This window comes from Pseudomonas sp. MOIL14HWK12:I2, assembly GCF_000510745.1.
Lineage (GTDB): Bacteria > Pseudomonadota > Gammaproteobacteria > Pseudomonadales > Pseudomonadaceae > Chryseomonas > Chryseomonas oryzihabitans.
Map to the genome: position 1 here is coordinate 1 of NZ_AZOA01000007.1, position 22,162 is coordinate 22,162.

Genomic DNA, 22,162 nt, shown 5'->3' on the forward strand with positions numbered 1-22,162 from the left:
CGGTTCCCCGCTCATCAGAGCCAAGCTGTACATGGGCGCCATAGTCGCCAAAGAGCGCAACCCCGACGTGAAAGCGCTGTATGAACGACTACTGGCACGCGGCAAAGCCCGAATGAGCGCCTTGGGCGCCGCCATGCGCAAACTGCTGCAGATTGCCTATGGTGTGCTCAAGACGCAGCGACCTTATCAACCACGACAGGCCCTTTAGAGGACCTGTTGTGATTGATGGGAGAGATGGTATCTACGGACGCTGGGCCAGGTCGTAGCGTGGACAACGGCGCGGCCTTGTCCACGTCGCCCAAGTCCTGTCTTGCACCAGTGGAAAACGCTGTGCGGTTTTCCACGCTACCGGCACCAGGATAGTGGCGGCGCGCTGCCCCGAAAGTCGCTAGGCCAGCCGCAGCGGCAGGTGCAGAGTGATGACCACCTCGCCCGTGCCATTGGCGAAGCGCGCCTCGCCGCCGAAGCTTTCGCTGAGCGCCTTGACGATGGGCAGGCCCAGGCCCCAGCCGCGCTTGTCGCTGCGGGTGGAGATGAAATAGGGCGTGGCCAGGTTGGCCAGGACCTCGTCGGGAAACTGGCCGAGGTTGCGCAACTCCAGCATGACCTGGTCGTCGGCCAGCCACTGGCGGACCCGGATCGGCGTTCCCGCCTCGCCGTGCTTGGCGGCGTTGAGCACCAGGTTGTCGAAGATGCGCAGGAAGGCGTATCTGTCCCACAGCACCTCCTGCGCCGGGGTCTCCAGACGCAGGTCGAGATGATTGGCGAACTGCAGGCGCAGGTTGGCCGCGGCGTCGTTCAGCAGCGGACCCAGCACCAGCGGATCGCCACTGAGGCGGACGCCGCCGCCCAGGCTCATGTGGCTGATGTCCAGCACATCGGTGATCATCTGGTTCATGCGCTGCAGGTTGTCGTGCAGGGTCTGCAGCAGATCGTCGGTACGCCGCGCCGGATTGCGCTGCATCAGGTTGACCACCATGGTGGCGGCGGTGAGCGGCGAGCGCAGGTCGTGGTTGAGCGATCTCATGAAGCGTTCGAGCATGACCTTTTCCGCCTGCAGATTCTCGCTGCGGGCGATGGCCGAATTGCGCTGCTGCTCCATGTGGCCGACCCGCGAGCTGGCCTTGAGCAGGGCGCCGACGGTGGCCAGCACCTCTTCCGGATTGATCGGGTGGGTCAGGTAGGCCTGGGCGCCGGTATTGAAACCCTGGGCCTTGTCCCTGCCGGAGACGAAGGTGGCCGAGATGTTGATGATGGCCGGCAGCCGGCCCCAGCCGCACTTGCGCTCGATGGCCTGGATCAGCTCGAAGCCGGTGGTGTCCGGCAGATTGACGTCGATGATCACCAGCTCGACGGATTCGTCGATCAGCGCCAGGCCGCTGGCACCGCTGGCCGCTTCCAGCACCTCGTAGTGGCTCTGGCTGCCGAGGATCTTGCGCAGCACATAGCGATTGGCCTCGGTGTCGTCGATGATGACGATGCGGCGCGGGGCACTAGTCATCGGACAGGCTCCGCGCCAGGGCGCAGACCTCGGCCAGCAGCCGCTCGGCGTGATCGGGGGCGTGCTTGAACAGGATGGCGTGGCAGTAGTCCTGCAGGCGCTGGCGGCCCGCCTCGTCGAGGGGCTGGGCGGTATTGATCAGCACCCGCCGGTGCATGCTCCAGTCCATGCTGGCGAGCAGGTCCTCGCCATTGATGTCGGGCAGGTCGAGGTCGAGGATGATGATGTCCGGGCGCACCGCATTGAGCCGGTCCAGGCTGCTGCGGGCGCTGTCCGCCTCCAGCAGGACCGGATTGAGGCGTTCGAGGGTGCGCCGGACCAGATAGCGATCGCCCTCGTTGTCCTCGATCACCAGCACGGTGAGGCCGCTGAGATCGGGCTCCGGCTCGGCGGCCCGGTGGTTGGCGTAGTGGCGCGGCAGGCGCAGGGTGAAGCGACTGCCGCGGCCGACTTCGCTGTCGAGGGACAGCTCGCCGCGCAGCAGCACGGCGAGGCGCTGCGCCAGGGGCAGGCCCAGGCCGGTGCCTTCGATATGGGTCAGGTGCGGCGAGCGGATCCGCTCGAATTCCTCGAAGATCTTCTGCTGATCCGCCGCGGCGATGCCGATGCCGCTGTCTTCCACCAGGAATTCCAGGCCGGCGTCGTCGGGCTGGAACACCTGGATGCGCACCTGGCCCCTGGGGGTGTACTTGAAGGCGTTGGAGATCAGGTTGCGCAGCACCTGGAACAGCCGACTCTCGTCGGTATCCAGCAGCACCCCGGCCGGCGGCGGGGCGACGCTGAAGCTGACCTGGGGATAGCGCGGCGCCAGGGCCGCGGCGAACTGTTCGAGGCGATCGATGAAAGGCCCCAGCGCAAAGGGCTGGGGCACGATGGTGAGGCGGCCGGACTGCACCTCGGCCAGCGCCAGCAACTCGCCGACCAGATTGGCCAGTTCCAGCGCCGCGTCGCTGATGAAGCGCACCTGGCGCTGCTGTTCGGCATTGAGCGCCCCGTCCACGCCGCTGGCGAGCAGCTTGGCGACATTCTCGATGATGTTGATCGGGGTGCGGAACTCATGGGTCATGTTGGAGAAGAAACGGGTCTTCGCCTCGCTGGCCTCCTTGAGCTCCTGGGTGGCCTTTTCCAGCTCGGAATAGAGCGCCACCACGCCCTGGTTGGTGTTTTCCAGTTCCTTGTTGGTGACCTCCAGTTCCGACTGGCGCACCTGCAGCTCGGTGTTGGTCAGCAGCAGCTCTTCGCTCTGCAGGCGGATCTGCTGGTAGGGATCCGGTGGCGGACTGCCCTGCAGCTCGGCCGTCAGCGCCTGGAGCTGCTCCGCCTCGGGAAAGGGTCGCGGCGCCTGGTACTTGCGGGCGGTGATGCAGGTGCCGGCAGGGGAGGTCTGGATGTCGAAGTCGTCGAACAGCCGCTGGGCGCCGCGCAGGCCGATGCCCATGCCGGTGCTGGAGCGATAGCTGCCCGCGCGGATGGCCTCCATCTCGGCGATGCCCGGACCCTGGTCGACCGCCCGCACCTCCAGGCCGCTCAGGCGCAGGTCTTCGCCACGCAGCAGGGCGAAGTCGAAGTGACCGCTGCCGGCGTACTGGTGGATGTTGCGCGCCAGTTCGGAGACCGCGGTGGCCAGGCGGATCTGCTCCAGCGCCGGCCACTCCATGGCCGCGGCCAGGCGCTTGGCGGCCTGGCGGCAGTGCACGATGTCCTGCTCGCTGTGCAGGGCGAGGGTCAGCAGGGGCAAGACGTCAGACATGCTTGAGTACCAGAACGGTGGCATCGTCGGCGGAGCGCCGGAAGTCGCGGTGCAGTAGGGCGGCGATCAGTGCCGGATGGCGCGCCCCGAGCCCGGAGTGCTCGCCCAGTCCCACCTTGGACGTCAGGCCATCGGAGTTCAGCACCAGCAGGGTGCCGGGCGTCCAGGGGTAGGTATAGGTCTGGATCCGCCCGATCCGGTAGCCCAGGGTGCCGTTGTTGGACACCAGGCTGCGTGTGGTGTTGCCCAGCAGGCGCCCGGCGATGTTGCCGATGCCGCAAAAGCTCACCTGGCCCTGATCCGGGTCCAGCTCGGCCAGCGCCAGGGCGGCGCCGCGGGTTTCCATGAGCGCCTGGTGCAGATTCTCCATCAGCCGCTGCAGGGGCAGGTGCGCGCCATGGCGCAGGAACAGTTCCCGCGCCCGGCGACTGGCGGTGGCGGCCTGCTGGCCATGGCCGAGGCCGTCGCAGACCAGCAGGCGGCGCCCGCTGACCGCCCAGGTGTCGCCGCAGAGCTGCTCCTCGGGGTGCGGCGTGCACAGGGCGCCATGCTGCAACCGGCTGCCGGGCGTCCCGGCCAGATGGAAGCGCGCCAGCACCACGGTGCCCTGACCCGGTCGCGAATGGATGTCGAACACATCGGCCTGCCGGCGAATCGCCCCCAGGCCGGCGCCCAGCGTCGCGGCCGTGCTGTAGTGATCGCTCAGGCAGCGGGCGACGTCGTGCATGCCCGGGCCGCGATCCACCGCCAGGACATCGAGCACCCCTTCGCCGCCCAGGGTGGCCAGGAGTTCGCCGTGCCCGGCATGGCGGACCAGGTTGTAGCCCAGCTCCTGGGCGACGATGGTCAGGCGCCCGAGCAGGGTTTCGTCGGCGGTGACGGTGCCGGCCAGCCGGACCAGGGCGCGCCGGGCGGCATCGACATGGACGCTGGTGCTCACCGGCAGCACCAGGCTGCACGGCTGGTCGTTCATCGCCACTTCCAGAGTTCGACGGTGGTGCCCTGGCCGGGCTGGCTGTCGATGTGGAAGTCGTCCACCAGTCGCCGCGAACCGGACAGGCCCAGGCCAAGGCCCTTGCCCGAGGTGTAGCCGTCGACCATGGCGCGCTCGAGATCGGCGATGCCCGGGCCGTGATCGCGGATCACCAGGCGGATCGCCGGCTTGCCGGCGCGCAGCGTCTCCTCGATCAGGCACTCGCCGCCCAGCCCGTAGACCAGGCCGTTGCGCGCAATCTCGCTGGCCGCGGTGACGATCTTGGTCTGGGAGATGAGGCCCAGGCGGATGGCTTCGGCGACCTTGCGCACCTGCTGACGGATCAGCACGATGTCAGTCTCCTGGCGGAGTGGAAGCGTCTGTGTCTTCGCCACCCTCTGACTCCTCCAGCGATTCGTCCGCGGCGACCATGGCTTCCAGCCGGCGCATGCCCTTTTCCATGTTCAGCGCCGTGGCGATGCCTTCCAGCGACAGCCCCAGTTCCACCAGGGTGATGGCCACCGCCGGCTGCATGCCGACCACGATCACCTTGGCATCGAGGATGCGCGAGACCTGGGCGATGTGGGAGAGCATCCGGCCAATGAAGGAGTCGACGATTTCCAGCGCCGAGATGTCGATGAGCACGCCCTTGGCCTTGTGCCGCACGATCTGCTCGGTGAGGTCTTCCTGCAGGTCCAGCGCCAGCTGGTCGTGCATGTCCACCTGGATGCTCAGCAGCAGGAAGGGTCCAAGCTTGAGAATCGGAATCCGCTCGATCATGAGGCGCTCCCTAACCCTTGGCGGCCGGGGCTGCCAGGCGCACGCCCTGCTGGCGCAGGGCCAGGCGGAAGGCATCGGCCAGGGACGCCTTGGTAATGACGTCGCCCAGGTCCACGCCCAGGTGGACGATGGTGGCGGCGATCTGCGGGCGGATGCCGCTGATGATGCACTGGGCGCCCATCAGCCGGGCGGCGGTCACCGTCTTGAGCAGGTGCTGGGCGACCATGGTGTCCACCGTGGGTACGCCGGTGATGTCGATGATGGCGATGTCCGAGCCGGTCTGGACGATCTTTTCCAGCAGCGACTCCATCACCACCTGGGTGCGGTTGCTGTCCAGCGCGCCGATCAGCGGGATGGCCAGGATGCCGTCCCACAGCTCCACCACCGGGGTGGACAGTTCCAGCATGCTTTCCTGCTGCTCGCGGATCACCGTCTCGCGACCGCTCATGAAGCTTTCCATGCTGTACAGACCGAGATCGTCGATCAGCCGGGTGGCGGCCCAGATCTCGGCGAGGGGATCGTCGCACTCGTTCTGGATCAGGTTGAACAGCGGTTCCTTGAGCGAGAAGACAAAGGTCGCCGTCTGCGCGGGCGTCAGGCCCGCGCGACTCTGGTCGAAGGAGAAGCGCTCCAGCAGCGCGCGCACCGGCTGCCAGTGCGGCTCGCGCAGATTGCCCAGGCCCTGGGCGGCGGCCACGGTGATGCGGCGCAGCAATTCGGCGGAGTTGGCCAGGATGGTGGTTTCATCGAGCAGGTCGATGCGCATGCCGGCCGCGCGCTGGGCGCCGATCCAGGCATCGAGCAGCGACCGCTCGTGGGTGCGCAGCAGCTCGACCAAAGCGGTACTGTACATGGGGGTTCCTAGGTGACAAGAAGGTGGCTCAGGACGAGCCGACCAGGCAGAGAGCGGGCAGGAAGAGGCGCAGGTGTCGGTGGGGATCCGAGCGCGTGGCCGGATCCCCGAGAGATCACATGTCCATCTTTTCCTTGGTGATCTTGCCGGTCTTGGCGTCGGCATGGAAGTCGTACTTCATACCATCCTTCTTCATGCCTTCGCCTTCCCACTGACCGTCATCGGCTTCGATCTTGGTGATCGAGGTGTAGCCCTGCTCCATGAGCTTGGACTTGACGTCGTTCATGGGCATCCAGTCGGCGCCGGGCTGATCGGCCAGGGCGGCGGTGCTGGCCAGGACGGAACAGGCAAACAGGGAAGCGAGCAGCTTGGATTTCATCGCGAGACCTCGGCGTGGTGGTGTGCCCAGACTTGGACCACCAGCACGCGCGACAAATCCCGTCTGGCGCAGACGTTAGACTGACGATTCCTCGACCAGGTGCGGAAGCAGTCCGGCAGGGGCCTTGGCGCTCTGGCCCTTGGTCTTGCGCGGGGCATAGGGGCGGCTGGCCAGCCGCCAGAGATCTCGCCAGCGTTCGGCGAGGGCAGTGGGCTTGTCCAGATAGAGGCGCAGGCCCAGGGAAAAGGCCTTCGTCTGCAGCCGCTCGCGCTGCTGGGCCAGGCTTTCGCCGATCGCCAGGCGGGTGTTGCTGGCGCCGAACAGGGTCGGCTCGTCCAGCAGCAGCTGCTGCATCACCGCCAGGTCGTGATCGTCGCCCAGGTATTCCGACAGGCGCTTGAGGCTCTTCTGCCGCGTCTTGAATTCCGCCGGCCAGGCCGCGGCGAGCAGCTGGGTGTGATACCAGTGATCCTTCACCCGCTTGCGCCAGTCGTGCAGGGTGTCGTCGGTGGGCTTGTCGCGCGCGGTCTTGAGCGCCTGGCGCCCGGCCTTGTAGTTGTCTTCCAGGCCGCGGGCGAAGAGGGCGAAGCCCTTGCCGGACAGTTTCCAGCCGGCCACCTCCTCGCGCATGGCGGTCAGTTCCTCGAGCAATTCGGGATGGCCGCTGGCCGCGGCGATCTGCTGGTCGGCGCGCTCCTGCAGCCGCTGACGCACACGCTTCATGGCCGGCGAGGCGAATCTCTTGCGGTCGGATTCGCCCAGCTTGTCCCAGCTTTCCACCAGGGCGGCGCTGTCGCGCAACGACGACAGCTCGCGGCCCAGGTCGCGCAGCCGCCGATTGCGACTGGCGAAGGCGCGCTTGCCCAGGGCGCCGTGCAGCAGCCGCAGGAGGGCGCGCAATTCCTTGAGGCGCTTGCGTGTCTCGTGGACGCCCTTGGGGGTACCGCTCGCCAGGGACGCTTCAGCCTGCACCAGACGATCCGTCACCACGCGGCGGACTTCCTCGTCAGCCGGTTGCCGTGCATCGAAACGAAAGGCCATCGAACTCTCCTCAATAGGGTGGACTGCCGCACCCGCTTGCGCGGGAGCGTAACGGTATGAAAGACCTCCACGACAGCGGGAGATGCCAAATTTCATCTAAACGTCATATTTCCTTCATGCCGCCTAATGCGGGGCACCGCCTGCCGCAGGCCGGGTCAGAAGGGCTATAGTTGCCCGACCACCTGCGCAAGGAGATCCGGATGTTCGAAGCCGCCGAAAACGAACACCTGCTCGATGAGGCCACCTACGACGCCAAGCTGCCCAAGCTGCGCGAGGCACTGCTGGCCGCCCAGTACGAACTCAAGGCGCAGGGCCGTTTCCCGGTGATCGTGCTCATCAATGGCATCGAGGGGGCGGGCAAGGGCGAGACGGTCAAGCTGCTCAACGAGTGGATGGATCCACGCCTGATCCGCGTCGAGACCTTTCTCCAGCCCACTGCCGAGGAGCGCCAGCATCCCCCGGCCTGGCGCTACTGGCAGCGCCTGCCGGGCAAGGGCCGGACCGGCGTCTTCTTTGGCAACTGGTACAGCCAGATGCTGCACGGCCGGGTCAACAAGGAACTCAGTCGCGTCGAGCTGGATGCCGCCATTGGCCAGGCGGAACGCTTCGAGCGCATGCTGGCCGACGAAGGCGCGCTGATCCTCAAGTTCTGGTTCCACCTCTCCAAGCCGCAGCTCAAGCAGCGCCTGAAGCACCTCAAGAACGATCCCCGCCTGGGCTGGAAGCTCAGTCCGCTGGACTGGCGCCAGGCCAAGGTCTACGACCGTTTCGTCAAGGAGGGCGAACGGGTGGTGCGGCGAACCCACCACGATTACGCCCCCTGGCACGTGGTGCCCGGCTTCGACGAGCGCTTTCGCAGCCTGACCGTCGGCACCGTGCTGCTCAAGGCGCTGCAGCGGGCCCTGGCCAACAAGCCGCGCAAGCAGCGCCGGGCAGCCGCCGTAGTACCGCCACCGGTGGATGGTCGTGGCGTGCTGGAAGCCATGGATCTGACCCAGCGCCTGGACAAGGCCGACTACGAAGACCAGCTGCTCGCCGAACAGGCGCGCCTGGCGCGGCTGCTGCGCGACAAGAAGTATCGCCGCCATGCCCTGGTGGCGGCCTTCGAGGGCAACGACGCCGCCGGCAAGGGCAGCGCCATCCGCCGGGTCACCGGCGCCCTGGATCCGCGCCAGTACCGCATCGTCCCGGTTGCCGCACCCAGCGACGAGGAGCTGGCCCAGCCCTATCTCTGGCGCTTCTGGCGGCACATCCCGCGGCAGGCCAACTTCACCATCTTCGATCGCTCCTGGTACGGCCGGGTACTGGTGGAGCGGGTCGAGGAGCTGACGCCCGTCGCCGACTGGCAGCGGGCCTATGGCGAGATCAACGACTTCGAGGAACAGCTCCACGACGCCGGCATCGTGCTGGCCAAGTTCTGGCTGGCCATCGACCAGGACACCCAGCTCGAACGCTTTCGCGCCCGCGAGGAAACGCCCTTCAAGCGTTTCAAGATCACCGAGGACGACTGGCGCAACCGGGACAAGTGGGATCTCTACAGCCAGGCGGTCAACGACATGGTGGTCCAGACCAGCACCGCCATCGCGCCCTGGACCCTGGTGGAGGCCAACGACAAGAGGTTCGCCCGGGTGAAGGTGGTGCGGACGCTCAATGAGGCGCTGCAGCGGGCGTACGACAAGGGGTAAGCCAATGCCAGGGCTGTTTGGCTGATTATCGAGGTTTGCGGCTACCTCTTGTTTCGCCCCATCGGGCGAGTCATTTTTGCCAGTCGCGGCTGCGCGCCCCGGACAAAAGTAACCAAAAACGCTTGCCCCTCCATCCGGCCCCGGCTGCGCCGGGGTCCACTCCCTCCATCGCCGCTCCAGGGGCCCGCCGCGAAGGGCCTTCCATGGCCCTCGCGACTCTCGCGGCATCCATGCCGCTCGACCCTTGCGCAACGATTGCGTTCGCCCTGCTGGAAGGGGCATTGGGCGCGCCTGAGGCTTTGGGTGGTTTGGGCAATCAGCGTCTTTGTGGCGGAGATGGGCAATCCCGCAAAACCCGAATCCCAGAAACGAAAAAGCCCCACCGAAGTGGGGCCTTTCTGCAACCGGATCAGTCGTTAGACGACTTGAACCTGGTCAGCTTGCATACCCTTCTGGCCTTTGACAGCCACGAAAGTGACCTTCTGGCCTTCGCTCAGGCTCTTGAAGCCGGCGCTTTCGATGGAGCGGTAGTGCACGAACAGGTCGGCGCCGCTTTCCGGGGTGATGAAGCCGTAGCCTTTCTCATCGTTGAACCACTTGACGGTGCCATTTTCACGATTGGACATGAGTATCTCCAGGATGTAGGGGGAACAACCACGTTAGCGAGACATTCGCTAGCGGGACTGTAATGCGAGAGTGAGACGAGCCAGGAGATGAAAATGAAGCAACATCAAGCAGGTATCGAGTAACTATTGCAGTAGCAGTGCCTACACCATACGCGCTTTCGCGAGCTTGTATAGCCCTGATTCGCATATTTGTTGACCAATGGCGCTGCTTGCGCTGCCTGAGCGTCTCACTCAGGCTACGGACTCCCCTGCTCGAAAGAGACTCCGCATGGACAAGCTGCACCGGATCAAGGGGGCCTGGCCCTACCTGATCGCCGTCTTTCTCAACGCCTTCGTCGATCTTGGCCACAAGATCGTCATCCAGAACACCGTGTTCAAGGTCTATGACGGTTCCACCCAGGTGGTGCTGACCGCGCTGGTCAACGGCATGATGCTGCTGCCCTTCATCCTGCTGTTCAGCCCCTCCGGCCATGTCGCCGATCGCTTCGCCAAGGTGCGGGTGCTGCGCCTCGGCGGCTGGGCGGCGGTGGCCATCACCCTCGGCATCACCCTGGCCTACTACGCCGGGCTGTTCGAGCTGGCCTTTGCCATGACGCTCCTGCTGGCCATCCAGGCGACCTTCTATTCGCCGGCCAAGTACGGCTACATCAAGGCGCTGTTCGGCAAGCAGCGGCTGGCCGAGGGCAATGGCCTGGTGCAGGCCAATTCCATCATCGCCATCCTCGCCGGCACCGTGGTCTTCACCGCCTTCTTCCAGCTGCACCTGGGCGCGGACCAGGCCACGCCTCACGCCATCCTGCAGGACATCGCCCCGCTGGGCTGGCTGCTGGTGCTCTGCAGCCTGGCCGAGGTGGCGCTGCTCTATCGCCTGCCGCTGCTGGAAGAGCCCAGGCCGCGTGCACCCTTCGACTGGCATGCCTATGTGCGGCTGCAGAGCGCCCGGCAGAACCTGGCGGTGATCGGCGAGAATCCGGTGATCCGCCTGTCGATCATCGGCCTGGCGGTGTTCTGGTCGGTGGGCCAGGTGCTGCTGGCGAGTTTTCCGGCCTATGCCAAGGATCACCTGGGCATCGACAACGTGTTGCTGCTGCAGGGCATCCTGGCCTGCGCCGGAATCGGCATCGCCCTCGGCTCGGCGCTGGCCAGCCGGGCCTCGCGCGGGCGCATCGAGACCGGCCTGATCCCGGTGGGTGCCCTGGGCATCGCCCTCGGTCTGTGGTGGCTGCCGGCGCCCAGTTCGGCGCTGGTGCATGCGCTCAACTTCGTCTTCATCGGGCTGATGGGCGGGCTGTTCATCGTGCCGCTCAACGCCCTGATCCAGTTCCATGCCCGGGAAGACCAGCTCGGCACGGTGCTGGCGGCCAACAACTGGGTGCAGAACGTCGCCATGCTGAGCTTTCTGGTGCTCACCGCGGTGATCGCCCTGCTCGGCCTGGACAGTCGCTGGCTGCTGCTGCTGATCGCCGCGGTGGCGCTGATCGGCGGCGCCTACACGGTGTGGAAGCTGCCGCAGAGTCTGGTGCGCTTTCTGCTCGGCCTGATGGTCACCCGCCACTACCGCATCCAGGTGCAGGGGCTGCAGAACCTGCCGGCCCAGGGCGGGGTGCTGCTGCTGGGCAATCACATCAGCTGGGTCGACTGGGCCATGGTGCAGATCGCCAGTCCGCGCCCGGTGCGTTTCGTGATGCTGCGCTCGATCTATGAGCGCTGGTACCTGAAGCCCTTCCTCAAGGCCATGGGCTGCCTGCCCATCGCCCAGGGCAACGGTGCCGGGGCGGCGCTGGAGCAGGTGGCGGCGTTGCTCAGCGCGGGCGAGGTGGTCTGCCTGTTTCCGGAAGGGGCGATCAGCCGCACCGGGCAACTCGGCGAATTCCGCCGCGGCTACGAAAAGGCCTGCGAGCGGGTCGGGCCCGAGGTGCAGATCGTGCCCTTCTACCTGCGCGGCCTCTGGGGCAGCCAGTTCTCCCGCTCTTCCAGCAAGCTCAAGGAACTGCGCGACAGTCCGCTGCACCGCGAGGTGGTGGTGGCCTTTGGCAAGGCGTTGCCCAAGGACACTCCAGCCGACGTGCTCAAGCGGCGGATCTTCGAGCTGTCGATCCGCTCCTGGGAGCGCTACATGCAGGGCCTGCCGTCGTTGGCCGATGCCTGGGTGGCCAGCGTCAGGCGCCGACCCAATGGCCTGGCGCTGATCGACGACCTGGGCGCTCCGCTCAAGGCCGCCCAGGCGCTCACCGGCGCCGCCTGCCTGGCGCGGCGGATGCGCAAGCGGCCCGAGGCCAATCTGGGTCTGCTGCTGCCCACCAGCAGCGGCGGCATGCTGGCCAACATGGCGGTGCTGCTGGCCGGCAAGACGCTGGTCAATCTCAACTACACGGCCACGCCCGAGGCCCTGGCGTCGGGCCTGGACCAGGCCGGTATCCGCACCGTCTACACCTCGACGCGCTTTCTCGAGCGCCTGCGCCAGCGCGGCCTGCCGGTGGACGAGTTGCTCGCCGGGCGCGAGGTGGTGGATCTGGAGGCATTGCGCGCCGGGATCGGCAAGGCCGAGTTGCTGGCCAACTGGCTGGCGGTCTGGCTGCTGCCCACCGCCATGCTGCAGGTGCTGGTGAGTCGCGCCCACGATCCCGAGGCCACCGCCGCCATCCTCTTCTCCAGTGGCAGCGAGGGCACGCCCAAGGGGGTGATGCTCAGTCATCGCAACCTGATGGCCAATCTCAAGCAGACCTCGGACGTGCTCAATACCCAGGACGATGACGTCTTCATGGCCTCGCTGCCGCTGTTCCACGCCTTCGGTCTCACGGTGACCCAGTTCCTGCCGCTGATCGAGGGGGTGCCGGTGGTCTGCCAGGCCGATCCTACCGACGTGGCCGGCATCGCCAAGGCGGTGGCGACCCATCGCGCCACGGTGCTCTGCGGCACCTCGACCTTCCTGCGGCTGTTCGTGCGCAACACCAAGGTGCATCCGCTGATGCTGGAGAGCCTGCGCATCGTGGTGGCCGGCGCCGAACGCCTGGATCCGGCGGTGCGCGAGGCCTTCAAGCTCAAGTTCAACCAGGACATCTACGAAGGCTACGGCGCCACCGAGACCGCCCCGGTGGCCTCGGTCAACCTGCCCGATGCCCTGGACGTCAGCTACCTGCAGGTGCAGCGCGGCGGCAAGCTCGGCACCGTGGGCATGCCGCTGCCGGGGACCGGCTTCAAGATCGTCGATCCCCAGACCTTTGCCGAATTGCCCACCGGCGAGGCCGGCATGGTGCTGATCGGCGGGCCGCAGCTGATGCAGGGCTACCTGAACGATCCCGAGCGCACCGCCAAGGCCATCCGCGAGATCGACGGCGAGCGCTGGTATGTGACCGGCGACCAGGGCCGGCTGGACGAGGACGGCTTTCTCACCATCGTCGACCGCTATTCGCGCTTCGCCAAGATCGGTGGCGAGATGGTCAGCCTGGGCGCCGTGGAGCAGGCCCTGGCCAGGGCGGTGGCCGATCCGGAGATCGAGCTGCAGGCGGTCAATCTGCCGGATGCCCGAAAGGGCGAGCGCATCGTGGTGCTGCATACCGGCGCCCTGGACGCGGCGGCGGTGGAGAAGACCCTGCTGGCCCAGGGGGTGGGTGGACTGCTGCTGCCCTCGGCCTGGCTGGCGGTGGACAGCCTGCCGAAACTGGGGACCGGCAAGGCCGACGTGGCCGGGGCGAAACGTCTGGCGCAGACGCGGTTAAACGAGGCGGAGGAGGTTTAGGCGGCATTTCGTCCATCCGGCGCCGGCGAGCCCTAAAGCCTGGCGCCGTTTGGCCGATCATGAGGGGGCTAATCATTTTTCGAGGTCTTCCCGGTGAAGCTACGCTCCCTCAACATCGCCCCGCGGGCCCTGGTCGCCTTTGGTTTCTTCGCCCTGCTGGTGATCGGCCTGGGGCTGTTTTCCCTGGGCCAGAATCGGGTCATCAAGGAGAGCGAGGAGCAGATCGTCGGCAACGTCATCCCCAGCGTCCAGACCATCGGCGAGATCCGCGCCGATCTGCTGAGTCTGCGCATGCAGAACCAGGGGTTGATGCTGGCCAGTTCCAACGCCGAGACCCAGGCGGTGCACAAGGCCATCGACGCGGCCAAGGCCAGCCTGGAACAGCATGTGCGCCAGTTCGACGGCCTGTTGCTCACCGACTCCGGGCGGGCGGTCTACACCCGGATGACCGGCCAGCTGGCCACCTACCTGAACAACCAGAATCGCTATCTCAAGGCGCTGGACGACCAGAACGACGCCGAGTTGCTCAAGCTGGCCGGGCAGGACGGCGAGATGGCCCACAGCGGCAATGCCCTGAGCGCCACCGTCAACGAACTCGCCGGGGTGGTCGATGGCAAGGTCACGCGCCTGGCCGCCGCCTCCATGGCCAGCTACCACAACGCCATCGCCATCACCGTGGCGGTGATGGTGGCGGCCCTGGCCGGTACCCTGCTGCTGGCCTGGCGCTTCACCCGCAGCCTCACCGGGCCGCTGGAAAAGGCCCTGGCGGTGGCCGAGCGCATCGCTGCCAACGATCTCAGCCGGACGATCGAGCCCGACGGGCGCGACGAACCCGGCCGGCTGCTGGCGGCCATGGCACGAATGCAGGACAACCTGCGCGGCACCCTGGAACGGCTGACCCTGTCGTCCACCACCCTGGCGTCCACCTCCGAAGAGCTGTCGACGGTCACCGAGACCGGCCTGCGCGGCATCCAGCGGCAAAACGACGAGCTGGCCCAGGCGGCCACCGCCGTCAATCAGATGACCGCCGCGGTGGAGGAGGTGGCGCGCAATGCCGCGGCCGCCAGCGCTGCCGCCCAGGACTCGCGCACCTCGGCCGATCTCGGTCAGCGCCGGGTCGAGGAAACCCTCGCCACCATTCATGCCCTGCACAGCGCGGTGGCCTCCAGCAGCGGCGAGATCGACGGCCTGGCGGGCCAGGTGCAGCGCATCAGCGGGGTGCTCGACGTGATCCGCGGCATCGCCGAACAGACCAATCTGCTGGCGCTCAACGCCGCCATCGAAGCGGCGCGCGCCGGGGATGCCGGGCGTGGCTTTGCCGTGGTGGCCGACGAGGTGCGCGCCCTGGCGGCCCGTACCCAGCAGTCCACCGGCGAGATCGAAGACATGATCGGTGCCATCCAGGGCGGCGCCGGCAAGGCGGTGGACGCCATGGCCACCAGCAATCAGCAGGCCGGTGCCTGCCTGACGGTGGCCGCCGCCGCCGGCGAGGCGCTGGCCGAGATCGCTCGCCACATCGTGCAGATCAACGAGCGCAACCTGAGCATTTCCGCGGCCACCGAGGAGCAGGCCCAGGTGGCGCGCGAGGTGGATCGCAACCTCACCAGCATCCGCGACCTCTCCACCCAGAACGCCGCCGGGGCCGAGCAGACCGCCGCCGCCAGCACCGACCTGGCGCGCCTGGCCGGCGACCTGAACGGCGCGGTCCGGCAATTCCGCCTCTGACCGCGGGCCTGCCTCAGCGGGCGATGTCTTCCAGCGCCCGGTTGCGGGTGCGCGGGCCGAACAGGCCGATGGTCAGCACCACGATCAGCATGCTGGCGACGATGAAGGCCAGCACGCCCGGGGTACCCAGGCGCTCCAGCAGGGTGCCGATCAGCAGGCTGCTGAACACCGTCGACAGCCGGCTGAAGGAATAGCAGAAACCCACCGCCCGGGCGCGGATGGCGGTGGGGAACAGCTCCGCCTGGTAGGAGTGGAAGGCAAAGGTCAGCCAGGCGTTGCAGAAGGTGATGCCGACGCCACAGAGGATCAGACCGAGGGCGCCCTGCTGCAGGGCGAACAGGCTGCCGAAGCCCACCGTCCCCAGGGCGGAGCCGACGATCTGCCACTTGTTCTCGAAGCGGTTGGCGATGCGCACGAACAGCAGCGGCCCCAGCGGATAGGCGAGGGTGATGACGAAGGCATAGCCCAGGCTGTGGGTCAGGCTCACACCCTGGCCGGAGAGCAATGCCGGCAGCCAGTTGCCGAAGCCGAAGAAGCCGATGGCCTGGAACAGGTTGAAGACGATCAGCATGATCACCCGCCGCCGATAGGGCGGTTGCCATAGCGCCGCGAAGCGCGCGCTCACGGCGCGTTCTTCGACGATCGCCGCGGGTGGCGGCAGCGGCTGGCCGCTGTCGGCCTGGCAGGCGGCTTCCAGGCGCTCCACGCCCTGTTCGGCTTCGTCCAGCCGGCCCTGCTGCGCCAGCCAGCGCGGCGATTCAGGCAGGCGCTGGCGCAGCCACCAGATGAACAGGGCGAAGACGGCACTGGACAGCACCACCCAGCGCCAGCCGGAAATGCCCAGCGGCGCCTGGGGCACCAGCCACCAGGACAGCAGCGCCACCGCCGGTACCGAAAGGAACTGGAGGGCGAAGGCAAAGGCGAAGGCCGAGGTGCGCATGGCCTTGGGTACCAGCTCCGACAGATAGGCGTCGATGGTCACCAGCTCCAGGCCCAGGCCGATGCCCACCACGAAGCGCAGGGCGATCAGCCCCAGGGCGGTGGTCTGCAGACCCATGGCCAGGGTCGCCAGGGTGTAGCCGACCAGTGCCCAGGTAAAGATCGCCCGGCGGCCGAAGCGGTCGGCGATGGGGCTGAGCAGGCTGGCGCCGACGAACAGGCCGAGAAAGGTGGCCGCGGCGAAGGCGGCCTGGTCGGAGACGCCGAACACCCCGGCCGCGCCGGTCTGGAAGACGCCATCGCGCAGGAGCCCGGGGCTGATGTAGGCGGTCTGGAACAGGTCGTAGAGTTCGAAGAAACCGCCGATGGACAGCAGGGCCACCAGGCGCCACAGGCTGCGGGTGGCCGGCAGGCGATCGAGACGCGCCGAGAGGGCGGCGGCCCGCTGGGAGGCGGGCAGGGCAGTGGCCGAAGCCGAAGACGCTGAGGGCATGGGACGCTATCCAGAGAACAGTCGTCCTACAGCTTACGGATCAGTCCTTGCCGAATGTTGCCAAAGATTTCCGTGCCGGGTGGGCCGTTTGGCAGGAAATCGCGTTTTCCGGCCCGGTTCTGGCAGCCGCTTGCGTGGATCACGGTACCATCGCCAGGGCAGTGCGCAGATCGACCACCAGGACATCCAGATAACCGCCCTGCAGCGCGCCGCGGATGGCATTGACCTTGCGCAGGCCCCCGGCCAAGCCCACCACGCGGTCGATCTTCAGCAATTGCGGCAGGTCCACCGCGACCACGGTCTCTTCACTGTCGTCCAGCACCGGTCGGCCCTGGGCGTCGAAGTACCTCAGGCAGATGTCGCCCACCGCGCCGCGGGCGGCGAGCACTTCCAGCATGGCCTCGCCGTGATAGTTGCCGCTGTTGCGCAGGAGCTGCGACGGCTCCAGCTCGCCGATGCCAACCAGGGCCACGGTGAGCCGGGCGAAGCGTTCGGTGACCTCGCGCACCTCGTCCAGCTGCAGGATGCGCTGGCGACTTTCCGGCGACTGCTCGATGCTCTGGGACGGCAGCAGATAGGCCGGGCAACCCAGCAGATTGGCCAGTTGCTGGGTCAGCAGGGTGGCTTCGAAGGCGCCCTTGTTGCCGACCCCGCCGAGCAGCTGCACCACCTCGGTCGCGCCCTGACGACTGCTGCCGCGGTGCATGTGGCCGACCATGGCGCGGATGGTGGAGCTCCAGGAGGAGATACCGATGTGGTCCTTTTCGGTGACGCTGGTTTCCAGATAGTGGGCGGCGGCCGAGCCGATGGCCTGCTTGATGGCCTCTTCGTCGTCACCGGTGGGCTCCACCACGATCGCCTGGCGGATGCCGTAGCGCTGTTGCAGCTGGCGCTCCAGCTCCAGGTGGAAGTTGCGCGGGCGCTGCACCGAGATGCGCACGATGCCTTCCTTGAGCGCTCGGCTCAGGGCACGGCTGACAAAGGATTGCGACAGGTCGAGCTGTTCGGAGATCTGCGACTGCTTGAGCCCTTCTTCGTAGTAGAGGGAGGCGATCTTGGTCAGCAGGCGTTGTTCTTCGAGATTACTCATCCAGATTTCCGGTACCGGCGGCTAGGTTGCACCCAGGGCTGCCGGGCCGGGGCGGCCGTGACAAACCCTCAAAAAGTAGGCACTTGGCTGTTAGAAAGGCGCATTTTCCCGCTATTTTCCCTCAGCCTCCCGCTGGACGCCAAGGCTTTTGCGGCCTGGCGTCCCCGGGGGTCGATCAGGACATGATCAGGCCACCGTCCACATTGATCGCCTGGCCGGTGATGTAGGCGGCGTCCGCCGAGGCGAGGAAGGCCACCAGGCCGGCCACATCGGCCGGGGTGCCGGCGCGCTTCATGGGGATGTTGCCGACCCATTCCCGCATCAGTTCGCCCTGGCCATAGCGCTTTTCCGGGGTGGAAAGGATCTCGCCCCAGACGCGGTCGTTGTAGTCCCACATCTCGCTTTCGATGATGCCGGGGCAGAAGGCGTTGACCGTGATGCCGTGGCGCGCCAGTTCGTGGGCCAGGCTCTGGGTGATGCCGATGACGCCCATCTTGCTCGCCGCATAGTGGGGCGTGTAGATGAAGCCCTGGCGCCCCTGGCCGGAGCTGGTGTTGATCAGGCGTCCGCCACGCCCGGCGGCGACCATGCGCCTGGCCGCCTCGCGGCAGCACAGCCAGACGCCGGTGGTGTTGACCTGCAGGATGCGGTCGAAGTCCTCGCGCGGCATGCGGTCGAAGGCATCGATGGTGATGATCCCGGCGTTCTGCACCGAGACGTCGACCCGGCCGAAGCGCGACTCGGCCTGGGCATAGAGGTCGGCCACCGCCGCCTCGTCGGTGATGTCCACCACCAGCGGCAGCACCTCGGCCCCGGTCTCGGCGGCCAGCCGCGCGGCGGTGTCATGCACCCGCTCGGCGTTGGAGACCAGCACCAGGTTGGCGCCCTCACGCCCGAAGCGCTCGGCGATACCCTCACCGATGCCCCGACAACCGCCGGTGATGACCACGGTTTGACCTGCGAAGCGACGTTCCACGTGAAACCTCCTAGGGCTATAGTCGATGATCTCGCGAGCTAGAGCCAAACTAGGCGAAAAGACCTGAGGAAGCGGAGTTTACGAGCGGTAAATGAGCATTCCGAAGGTCTTTTCAACGCCGTTTGGCCGACGCGCAGCAGATCGTGAAAGGCGTTACCAGCAGACGAAGCCGCCATCGACGATGAGATCCACCCCGGTGCAAAAGGATGCGGCCGGGCTGCAGAGGAAGATCGCCGGACCGACCATTTCCTCCACCTCGGCCATGCGGCCCAGCGGGGTGGTCTGCTCGAAGATCTTGACCTGGTCGGCCACCTCGGGACGGGTGTTCATCGGCGTGGCGGTGTAGCCGGGGCTGATGCAGTTGACGCGGATGCCGCGCTCGGCCCACTCCATCGCCAGGCTCTTGGTCAGGTGGATGACCCCGGCCTTGGAGGTGTTGTAGTGGGCCTGCAGGAGGCCGCGGTTGACGATGCTGCCGGACATGGAGGCGATGTTGACGATGGCGCCCTTGCCGCGCGGCAGCATGACCCGCGCCTGGGCCTGGCAACTGAGCATCACCCCGGTGAGGTTGATGTCGAGCATGCGCTGCCAGCGCTCCAGTTCCAGCTCCTCGGCCGGCTGGGCGTTGGCGATGCCGGCGCTGTTGACCGCGAGACTCAGGGGGCCGAGTTCGGCCTCGGTACGGGCCACGGCGGCTTCCAGGTCGGCGGCGCTGGTCACCGAGCCTTCCAAGGCCAGGGCGCGGCGGCCGTGGGCCTGGATCCGCGTGACGGTACCGGCGAGGTCGCGGCTGCCGGGCAGGTCGAAGCAGGCCACCTGGGCCCCGGCCTCGGCCAGTCCGACGGCGATGGCCTGGCCGATGCCGCTGCCGGCACCGGTGACGAAGGCGGTCTGGCCGCCGAGATCGAAGAGACGCATGGGAAAACTCCTAGTCAGGCGGTCGCCAGTTCCATCACGGCCACCGGAGTGGCCTGTTCACGTTCGAGAATGCCCATCTGCTGGCCACGGCTCATCACCATGACCCGATGCGACAGGCCGAGGACCTCGTCGAGGTCCGAGCTGACCACGATCACCGCCATGCCGGTGGCCGCCAGTTCGGCGATCACCTGGTAGATGGCGGCGCGGGCGCCGACGTCGATGCCGCGGGTGGGCTCGTCGAGGATGAAGACCTTGGGATTGCGCGCCAGCCACTTGGCGATGATCACCTTCTGCTGGTTGCCGCCGGACAGGGCGGCGATGGCCTGCTCCGGCTGGCCCTTGACGCCGAGCCGCGCCACCGCCTTGCGGGCGAAGGCGCGCAGGCCGCCGGGCGAGACCCAGCCGCCACCGGCGAGCAGGTCGGTGTTGCCATAGATGAGGTTTTCCTCGATGGCGTGATCGACCACCACGCCCTGCTGCTTGCGATCCTCGGGCACCAGCACGATGCCGGCATGGATGGCGTCGTAGGGACTGGCGAAGCGACAGGCCTGGCCTTCCAGCACCAGCTCGCCGGTGACCTGCTCGGCCGCGCCGGCGATGGCGCGGACCAGCTCGGTACGCCCGGCACCGACCACTCCGGCCACGCCAAAGACTTCGCCCGCGCGCACGCTGAAATCGATGTGTTTGAGTGGCATCTCGCGGCAGCTCAGGCCCTTCACCCGCAGCACCTCGCGGGCAGCGGGCGCGGCCATGGCCGGGAAGATGCGCTCCACGCTGCGGCCGACCATCTCTTCCACCAGTTGCCGCACCGGCACCTGGGCGGTGGCGTGCAGGGCGATCTGGCGGCCGTCGCGCAAGACCAGCACCCGGTCGGCGATGCGGGCGATCTCTTCCAGGCGATGGCTGATGTAGATGAAGGAGACGCCCTCGGCCTTGAGTCGCTCGACCTGGGCGAACAGCAACTCGGTCTCTTCGCCACCCAGGGCCGCGGTGGGTTCGTCGAGGATCAGCAGGCGCGCCTTGAGGGTCAGCGCCTTGGCGATCTCCACCAGTTGCTGGGCGGCCACGCTGAGACCGGCCACGGTGCGCGTGGCGGGTACCTTCAGGCCCAGGCGATCCAGCTGGCGCTGGGCCTCGGTTTCCATGAAGGCGCGATCGATGCGGCCACCGCGCATGGGCAGGCGACCGACGAACATGTTCTCGGCGATGGTCAGTTCCGGCAGCAGGCGGATCTCCTGGTGGATCAGGCCGATGCCGGCGGCCAGGGCGGCGCCGGGGGAATCCGGGGCGTAGTCGCGACCCAGCCAGGTCATGCGCCCGCCCGCTTCGGGCGGCACCAGGCCGGCGATGATCGACGATAGGGTGGACTTGCCGGCGCCGTTCTCGCCGAGCAGCGCCAGAACCTCGCCGGGCTGGATATCGACGTCCACGCCGCTCAGCACCTCGATGCCGGCGTATTTCTTGCCGATGTTTCTCAGGCTGAGGGCCGCGGGCTGTTCCAGGGGCATGACGGCGGACATGGAGCCTCCGAAGGGGGGAGCTGAAACGGTGCCTCCCTAGGGAGGCACCTTGGGCAGGAGCCAACACGATCTCGCGAGCTAGAGCCAACCAAGGCGAATACAGCTGAGGACGCGGACCGGGCTTGCGCTCAAGTTTACGAGTGGTAAATGAGCATTCCGACCGGGCTGGCGATCCAGGTTGTATTCAACGCAGGTTGGCCGACGCGCAGCAGATCGTGGTTACGGGTGGTTCTCGATGAAGGGGGCGACGTTATCCTTGGTGGTCAGGATCGCCTCCTGCAGCTGCTCCTTGGGCACCTGCTTGCCCTCCTTGAGCGCCACCGCCGATTCCAGGGCCATGCGCCCCATCTTGCGGGTCTGCTGGGTCATGGTGGCGGACAGGGTGCCGGCGGCCACGGCCTTGAGACCGGCCACGTCGCCGTCGAAGCCGACGATGGTCACCGGATGGTCGAGGTTGGCCACCTTGACCGCCTGGGCCGCGCCCAGGGCCATGGCGTCGGCACGGCCGAAGAAGACGCTGATGTTGGGATCGCGCTGGAGCATGTCCTGGGCCACGGCGAAGCCCTTGTCCTGGGCCCACTCGGCGGGCTGCTGGGCAACCACCTTCAGCTCGGGAAACTTGGCCAGGCCTTCGGCGAAGCCCTTGGCGCGATCGTTTTCCGGCGTGGTGCCGATCTGACCCTGGAGGATGGCGACGCGGCCCTTGCCGTTGGTGACCTTGCCGACGTATTCGGCCAGGGTGCGGGCGGCGGCGACGCTGTCGCTGGCGATGAAGGTGTCACCCGGGGCGTCGGGGGCGTTGCGGTCCACCGCCACCACCGGGATGCCGGCGGCCTTGGCCGCCTTGACCGGGACACCGGCGGCGGTGGCGCCGGCCGGGATGTAGATCAGGGCGTCGACCTGGCGGGTGATGAGGTCCTGGATCTGGTTGACCTGGGTCGCCGAATTGCCCTGGGCGTCCACGGTGATCACCTTGATGCCCTTGGCCTTGCCCTCGGCCTCGACGGCCTGCTTGATCTGGTTGAAGAAGTCGGCCTGCAGGTTGGCCACGGCCAGGCCCACGGTGAGTTCCTTGGCCTGGGCATTGAGGGCGCCAGTGCAGGTGATGGCGGCGAACAGGGTACTGAGCAACAGCTTCTTGGGGGTCAGCATGGATGGCACTCCGTTGTTATTG

17 protein-coding genes and 3 pseudogenes are annotated in these 22,162 nt (G+C 67.2%); 5 read left to right on the forward strand and 15 right to left on the reverse strand.

All coding sequences use genetic code 11. The features are described from left to right. Positions 1 to 208: pseudogene (locus tag PSK12I2_RS0103085) on the forward strand (IS110 family transposase); the annotation flags it as partial. A gap of 180 nt (positions 209 to 388) precedes the next feature. Here PSK12I2_RS0103085 and PSK12I2_RS0103090 read toward each other — a convergent pair. The 8 genes from PSK12I2_RS0103090 to PSK12I2_RS0103125 form a co-directional block, all read right to left on the reverse strand. Next, positions 389 to 1,501, reverse strand: a complete 1,113-nt coding sequence (locus PSK12I2_RS0103090; protein ID WP_027597256.1) for a response regulator — start codon at positions 1,499 to 1,501, stop codon at positions 389 to 391. Next, positions 1,494 to 3,251 carry an ATP-binding protein gene (locus PSK12I2_RS0103095; RefSeq protein WP_027597257.1) on the reverse strand — a complete coding sequence of 586 codons (1,758 nt, stop codon included), beginning with the start codon at positions 3,249 to 3,251 and terminating at the stop codon, positions 1,494 to 1,496. Before PSK12I2_RS0103095 ends, PSK12I2_RS0103090 begins: the two co-directional genes overlap by 8 nt. Then, a complete protein-coding gene (locus PSK12I2_RS0103100) occupies positions 3,244 to 4,224 on the reverse strand; it encodes a SpoIIE family protein phosphatase (RefSeq protein ID WP_027597258.1) in 981 nt (326 codons plus the stop codon). The genes PSK12I2_RS0103095 and PSK12I2_RS0103100 overlap by 8 nt, the downstream gene beginning before the upstream one ends. Beyond that, positions 4,221 to 4,574, reverse strand: a complete 354-nt coding sequence (locus PSK12I2_RS0103105) for an ATP-binding protein (RefSeq protein ID WP_027597259.1) — start codon at positions 4,572 to 4,574, stop codon at positions 4,221 to 4,223. The genes PSK12I2_RS0103100 and PSK12I2_RS0103105 overlap by 4 nt, the downstream gene beginning before the upstream one ends. 4 nt (positions 4,575 to 4,578) lie before the next feature. Then, positions 4,579 to 5,004 carry an STAS domain-containing protein gene (locus PSK12I2_RS0103110; protein ID WP_007160184.1) on the reverse strand — a complete coding sequence of 142 codons (426 nt, stop codon included), beginning with the start codon at positions 5,002 to 5,004 and terminating at the stop codon, positions 4,579 to 4,581. Between the two features lie 10 nt (positions 5,005 to 5,014). Beyond that, on the reverse strand, positions 5,015 to 5,857 hold the full coding sequence (locus PSK12I2_RS0103115; protein WP_027597260.1) for an STAS domain-containing protein: 843 nt from the start codon (positions 5,855 to 5,857) through the stop codon (positions 5,015 to 5,017). Positions 5,858 to 5,972: 115 nt separating this feature from the next. After that, entirely contained in the window at positions 5,973 to 6,236 is a 264-nt protein-coding gene (locus tag PSK12I2_RS0103120; RefSeq protein WP_007160186.1) for a PepSY domain-containing protein, read from the reverse strand. 75 nt (positions 6,237 to 6,311) lie between these two features. Further along, complete coding sequence (locus PSK12I2_RS0103125; protein WP_027597261.1) at positions 6,312 to 7,277, reverse strand: CHAD domain-containing protein; 966 nt, start codon at positions 7,275 to 7,277, stop codon at positions 6,312 to 6,314. Between the two features lie 200 nt (positions 7,278 to 7,477). Between PSK12I2_RS0103125 and pap the strand changes: the two genes are divergently transcribed. Next, positions 7,478 to 8,962, forward strand: coding sequence for a polyphosphate:AMP phosphotransferase (pap, locus tag PSK12I2_RS0103130; RefSeq protein WP_027597262.1), 1,485 nt, complete (start codon positions 7,478 to 7,480; stop codon positions 8,960 to 8,962). A 416-nt stretch (positions 8,963 to 9,378) separates the two neighbouring features. On the opposite strand, the gene PSK12I2_RS0103135 is transcribed toward pap, so the two are convergent. Then, a complete protein-coding gene (locus tag PSK12I2_RS0103135) occupies positions 9,379 to 9,588 on the reverse strand; it encodes a cold-shock protein (protein WP_007160189.1) in 210 nt (69 codons plus the stop codon). Between the two features lie 268 nt (positions 9,589 to 9,856). On the opposite strand from PSK12I2_RS0103135, the gene PSK12I2_RS0103140 reads away from it, so the two are divergent. The 3 genes and pseudogenes from PSK12I2_RS0103140 to PSK12I2_RS25390 all read left to right on the forward strand — a co-directional run. After that, a complete protein-coding gene (locus tag PSK12I2_RS0103140) occupies positions 9,857 to 13,327 on the forward strand; it encodes an acyl-[ACP]--phospholipid O-acyltransferase (protein WP_027597263.1) in 3,471 nt (1,156 codons plus the stop codon). Positions 13,328 to 13,486: 159 nt separating this feature from the next. After that, a pseudogene (locus PSK12I2_RS25385) lies at positions 13,487 to 14,146 on the forward strand (MCP four helix bundle domain-containing protein); the annotation flags it as partial. Positions 14,147 to 14,455: 309 nt separating this feature from the next. Next, positions 14,456 to 15,052 (forward strand): annotated as a pseudogene (locus tag PSK12I2_RS25390) (methyl-accepting chemotaxis protein); the annotation flags it as partial. Positions 15,053 to 15,065: 13 nt separating this feature from the next. Here PSK12I2_RS25390 and PSK12I2_RS0103150 read toward each other — a convergent pair. The 6 genes from PSK12I2_RS0103150 to PSK12I2_RS0103175 form a co-directional block, all read right to left on the reverse strand. Beyond that, complete coding sequence (locus tag PSK12I2_RS0103150; RefSeq protein WP_027597265.1) at positions 15,066 to 16,484, reverse strand: MFS transporter; 1,419 nt, start codon at positions 16,482 to 16,484, stop codon at positions 15,066 to 15,068. 139 nt (positions 16,485 to 16,623) lie between these two features. Next, positions 16,624 to 17,574, reverse strand: coding sequence for a sugar-binding transcriptional regulator (locus PSK12I2_RS0103155; protein ID WP_027597266.1), 951 nt, complete (start codon positions 17,572 to 17,574; stop codon positions 16,624 to 16,626). Positions 17,575 to 17,749: 175 nt separating this feature from the next. Next, positions 17,750 to 18,550, reverse strand: a complete 801-nt coding sequence (locus PSK12I2_RS0103160) for an SDR family oxidoreductase (protein ID WP_027597267.1) — start codon at positions 18,548 to 18,550, stop codon at positions 17,750 to 17,752. A gap of 153 nt (positions 18,551 to 18,703) precedes the next feature. Then, positions 18,704 to 19,468, reverse strand: coding sequence for an SDR family oxidoreductase (locus PSK12I2_RS0103165; RefSeq protein ID WP_027597268.1), 765 nt, complete (start codon positions 19,466 to 19,468; stop codon positions 18,704 to 18,706). Positions 19,469 to 19,482: 14 nt separating this feature from the next. Beyond that, positions 19,483 to 20,988, reverse strand: coding sequence for a sugar ABC transporter ATP-binding protein (locus tag PSK12I2_RS0103170; RefSeq protein WP_027597269.1), 1,506 nt, complete (start codon positions 20,986 to 20,988; stop codon positions 19,483 to 19,485). A gap of 219 nt (positions 20,989 to 21,207) precedes the next feature. Then, entirely contained in the window at positions 21,208 to 22,140 is a 933-nt protein-coding gene (locus tag PSK12I2_RS0103175) for a sugar ABC transporter substrate-binding protein (protein WP_027597270.1), read from the reverse strand. Positions 22,141 to 22,162: the final 22 nt, after the last annotated feature.

Excerpts from the sequence above, each read along its gene's own strand:
- PSK12I2_RS0103120 (WP_007160186.1), bottom strand. The coding sequence starts at position 6,236 with ATGAAATCCAAGCTGCTCGCTTCCCTGTTTGCCTGTTCCGTCCTGGCC.
- PSK12I2_RS0103100 (WP_027597258.1), bottom strand. The coding sequence starts at position 4,224 with ATGAACGACCAGCCGTGCAGCCTGGTGCTGCCGGTGAGCACCAGCGTC.
- PSK12I2_RS0103095 (WP_027597257.1), bottom strand. The coding sequence starts at position 3,251 with ATGTCTGACGTCTTGCCCCTGCTGACCCTCGCCCTGCACAGCGAGCAG.
- PSK12I2_RS0103150 (WP_027597265.1), bottom strand. The coding sequence starts at position 16,484 with ATGCCCTCAGCGTCTTCGGCTTCGGCCACTGCCCTGCCCGCCTCCCAG.
- PSK12I2_RS0103165 (WP_027597268.1), bottom strand. The coding sequence starts at position 19,468 with ATGCGTCTCTTCGATCTCGGCGGCCAGACCGCCTTCGTCACCGGTGCC.
- PSK12I2_RS0103155 (WP_027597266.1), bottom strand. The coding sequence starts at position 17,574 with ATGAGTAATCTCGAAGAACAACGCCTGCTGACCAAGATCGCCTCCCTC.
- pap (WP_027597262.1), top strand. The coding sequence starts at position 7,478 with ATGTTCGAAGCCGCCGAAAACGAACACCTGCTCGATGAGGCCACCTAC.
- PSK12I2_RS0103140 (WP_027597263.1), top strand. The coding sequence starts at position 9,857 with ATGGACAAGCTGCACCGGATCAAGGGGGCCTGGCCCTACCTGATCGCC.
- PSK12I2_RS0103090 (WP_027597256.1), bottom strand. The coding sequence starts at position 1,501 with ATGACTAGTGCCCCGCGCCGCATCGTCATCATCGACGACACCGAGGCC.
- PSK12I2_RS0103110 (WP_007160184.1), bottom strand. The coding sequence starts at position 5,004 with ATGATCGAGCGGATTCCGATTCTCAAGCTTGGACCCTTCCTGCTGCTG.
- PSK12I2_RS0103175 (WP_027597270.1), bottom strand. The coding sequence starts at position 22,140 with ATGCTGACCCCCAAGAAGCTGTTGCTCAGTACCCTGTTCGCCGCCATC.
- PSK12I2_RS0103125 (WP_027597261.1), bottom strand. The coding sequence starts at position 7,277 with ATGGCCTTTCGTTTCGATGCACGGCAACCGGCTGACGAGGAAGTCCGC.
- PSK12I2_RS0103115 (WP_027597260.1), bottom strand. The coding sequence starts at position 5,857 with ATGTACAGTACCGCTTTGGTCGAGCTGCTGCGCACCCACGAGCGGTCG.
- PSK12I2_RS0103135 (WP_007160189.1), bottom strand. The coding sequence starts at position 9,588 with ATGTCCAATCGTGAAAATGGCACCGTCAAGTGGTTCAACGATGAGAAA.
- PSK12I2_RS0103170 (WP_027597269.1), bottom strand. The coding sequence starts at position 20,988 with ATGTCCGCCGTCATGCCCCTGGAACAGCCCGCGGCCCTCAGCCTGAGA.